The organism is Pandoraea sp. ISTKB, assembly GCF_001721285.1.
Classification (GTDB): domain Bacteria; phylum Pseudomonadota; class Gammaproteobacteria; order Burkholderiales; family Burkholderiaceae; genus Pandoraea; species Pandoraea capi.
This window is the reverse complement of sequence record NZ_MAOS01000091.1, coordinates 1-2,939: the sequence shown is the minus strand read 5'-3', so window position 1 is coordinate 2,939 and position 2,939 is coordinate 1. Positions and strand designations below refer to the sequence as shown.

At 61.0% G+C, this 2,939-nt stretch carries 2 protein-coding genes and 1 pseudogene; 1 reads left to right on the top strand and 2 read right to left on the bottom strand.

The window, feature by feature from the left end; genetic code table 11:
* Positions 1-231 precede the first annotated feature (231 nt).
* Complete coding sequence (locus A9762_RS26060) at positions 232-960, bottom strand: transporter (RefSeq protein WP_069344877.1); 729 nt, start codon at positions 958-960, stop codon at positions 232-234.
* A 329-nt stretch (positions 961-1,289) separates the two neighbouring features.
* Here A9762_RS26060 and A9762_RS26055 point away from each other — a divergent pair, with 329 nt between their 5' ends.
* Positions 1,290-1,748 (top strand): metal-dependent hydrolase, encoded by a 459-nt coding sequence (locus A9762_RS26055; RefSeq protein ID WP_069344876.1) that lies wholly within the window; start codon positions 1,290-1,292, stop codon positions 1,746-1,748.
* 23 nt (positions 1,749-1,771) lie between these two features.
* Here A9762_RS26055 and A9762_RS26050 read toward each other — a convergent pair.
* Positions 1,772-2,778: pseudogene (locus A9762_RS26050) on the bottom strand (serine/threonine protein kinase).
* Positions 2,779-2,939 lie beyond the last annotated feature (161 nt).

Below are 2,939 nucleotides of genomic sequence, written 5' to 3'. Positions count from 1 at the left end.
GTGACCTTCGGGTTATGAGCCCGACGAGCTGCCAGACTGCTCCACCCCGCGTCTGAGGAGATGAATAGTACGGGTATTCCACGCATTGGTCAAGCATTTATGACATTAAATTTAATGCGCTCCCGAAATTCATGCGTGACGTGTGCGTTTTTTAGGTGTCCTGCGCGTGGTCCGACGCGTTGCGTACACCGTCATTGTCCTGTCTATTCATATAGATAGAGATCTCCGACGTCACCAGCGAATCGTGACCCCAGCCTGAACCGAATGGGAGAGCGATGCCGGATTCAGGCCGCGCTTGTAGCCGACGTCGAGATCCAGATCCTTCGTGGGACTGTAGATGGCGCCGATCAGGGCATAGGCCGGTTTCGTCTGTGTCGTGCTGTCGGGGTTCGTGGCGAGTCCGATATCGGCGACGAGTCGCACTTCATCCGTCACGCTGAAGAGTACGGCCGTGGATACGTTCCACAGGCTCTGACGATTCCCGATGCTGTTGTTATTCCATGTGTAGCCGGCGTTGGCGAGCAGCGTCCATCGGTCGACGTTGTATTGCATGAGCAGGTTCGCTCCCGTCGTGGCGCGTCCGTTGCCGAGCCCGCGGTCCTGACTCGCGGTCGGGAGCGTGATGAACGGCTTGATACCGATGCTCCACTGTTCACCTTCGAGAAAGCGCCATTTGGCTTGCAGTTGCAGATCAGTGAAGCCGTTCGTCCAGCCGTCGCCATCGGGACGCGTGCGCTGGTACGGTGCCTGGATGGCGATGTCGAGCGTCGGCAGTACGCCGTACGTCAATGTGTTGGTCCACTGTTGCTGGCGCGACGTCGGCTGCGTGAGCCATTCGCTATTGAGTTCGAGCTGCCAGTTGCCGGTGTCCTGCGTGCCGGTGTCGTCCGTCACGAGAGGATTCGTGGCATAGGCACTGAGTGGTGCGATTGCGGCGGCGAGGATCAGAAACTTCTTCATCGAAAACTCCTGCGGGGACCCTGGTTTTGTTGGCTTGAGTTCGCCTGGGTGCGGGCGCCGGCGATCGGACGGCAATCGGGCCGGATTTGATGGGTCGAGCGGATCGTAAATTCCGGATATGACACCGTCAATCGAATCGCAACGAAAGGCGGCGGAAAGTGTCGTATTTGTCGCTGTGGCGATGAGGTCTGTTACGACGGCATTGCGTGTCGACGCCCGATGTGGTGACGCCGGAGCTTTTTGTGTGAGCTTCGTTCGATGTGCGGTGATAGACTTCGGCCCCTTTTTGCGCAGACGCGAAGCCGTTTGCGCTTGTCGACAAGTCTTTCATGCAAGCCAGAAGTCATCTCATATTCGGTATCGGCGCCACGTGGCTGATGCATCGCACCGGTTGGGCCGCGAGTGTTCATGCTTGGCCGTTGACGCTCGTCGGCGCGTTGTTGCCCGATATCGATCATCCGAAAAGTCTGTTGGGGCGTCGTGTGGCGCTGTTGTCGCTGGCGATCTCCGGATTGTTCGGCCATCGCGGCATGACGCATTCGCTATTGATGCCGGCGCTCGCGATCGTCGCGTGTCTTTACGGATGGGGATATGTCCCGGCGTGGATGCTCGCGCTCTGTGCCGGCTATTTGTCGCATTTGCTGGCCGATTGGCTGACGCCCTCGGGCGTGCCGCTGTGCTGGCCGCTTCGGACGCGCTTTCGCTCACCGCTCTATGTCACGACGGGGTCCGCCGCCGAGTGGTGCGTGGCGGCGGCGCTCGCATTCGCCATGTGGCGATGGTGGTGAGTGGGTTCGAGGTGAGCGGCCTGTCAGCGCCAGGTGAGCGGCGGTTCATCCATCAACGCCACTTGCTCGCGTAGCTCCAGAATGCGGTCCTGCCAGTAGCGCTGCGTGTTGAACCACGGGAACGCGGCGGGGAACGCCGGGTCGTCCCAACGGCGTGCGAGCCACGCGCTGTAGTGCAACAGGCGCAGCGTGCGGAGGGCTTCCGTCAGATGCAACTCGCGCGGGTTGAAGTCGGCGAAGTCTTCATAGCCGGAGAGTACTTCGTCCAGTTGGACGGTCATCTCGGAGCGGGTGCCCGAGAGCAGCATCCATAGGTCTTGCATCGCGGGCGCCATGCAGGTGTCGTCGAAGTCGACGAAGTGCGGGCCGGCGTCGGTCCACAAAACGTTGCCGCCATGACAGTCGCCGTGCACGCGCAGGCGTTTGACGTCCCCCGCACGTTCGTAGGCGCGAGCGATGCCGTCGAGCGCCAGATCGACGATGCTGCGCCAGGCGTCACGCAGATCGGACGGGATGAATCCGTTCGTCCACAGATAGTCGACGGGCGCACGGCCGTAGGTATCGATATCCAGCGGCGATGGCGGAACGGTTGCGTCGCGCCATGTGCGTGGATGCGTCCGAGGAAGCGGCCGAGCCAGTTGAGGGTGTCGGGGTCCTGAAGCTCTGGGGCACGACCGCCGCGACGGGGGAAGAGGGCGAAGCGGAAGCCGTCGAAGTGATGCAGGGTCCGGCCACCGATCTCCATGGGGGCGACGACAGGGATTTCGTTTTGCGCGAGCGACTGTGTGAAGGCGTGCTCCTCGAGGATGGCGTCGTCCGTCCAGCGTCGAGGACGGTAAAACTTGGCGATCAGCGGGGGACCGTCCTCCATCCCTATCTGATAGACGCGATTCTCGTAGCTGTTGAGGGCGAGCAGACGCCCGTCGCTATAACTCCCGAGTTGCTCGACAGCGGTAATGACGGTGTCGGGGAGCAGGGCGGCGAACGGATGGGCGTGCCCGGAGGCGTCGTTGGGAAGGTCGGTGTTCATGGACGCTATTGTGCCCAAAGGCGATGGCGTCGGTGTGGCGTTCTTCTTCCGCCTATATATAGCGAGAAGGTAGTGAAGAGACGTGGTGTCGCGCGGTCGGATCGAAGGAAAATACGCGGTCTTCAAAATAGTTTCACAAAGTGCTTGCGCGTCTTCGAGAA

Bases quoted from the DNA above. Each gene is read 5' to 3' on its own strand.
- A9762_RS26060 (WP_069344877.1), bottom strand. From the start codon at position 960: ATGAAGAAGTTTCTGATCCTCGCCGCCGCAATCGCACCACTCAGTGCC.
- A9762_RS26055 (WP_069344876.1), top strand. From the start codon at position 1,290: ATGCAAGCCAGAAGTCATCTCATATTCGGTATCGGCGCCACGTGGCTG.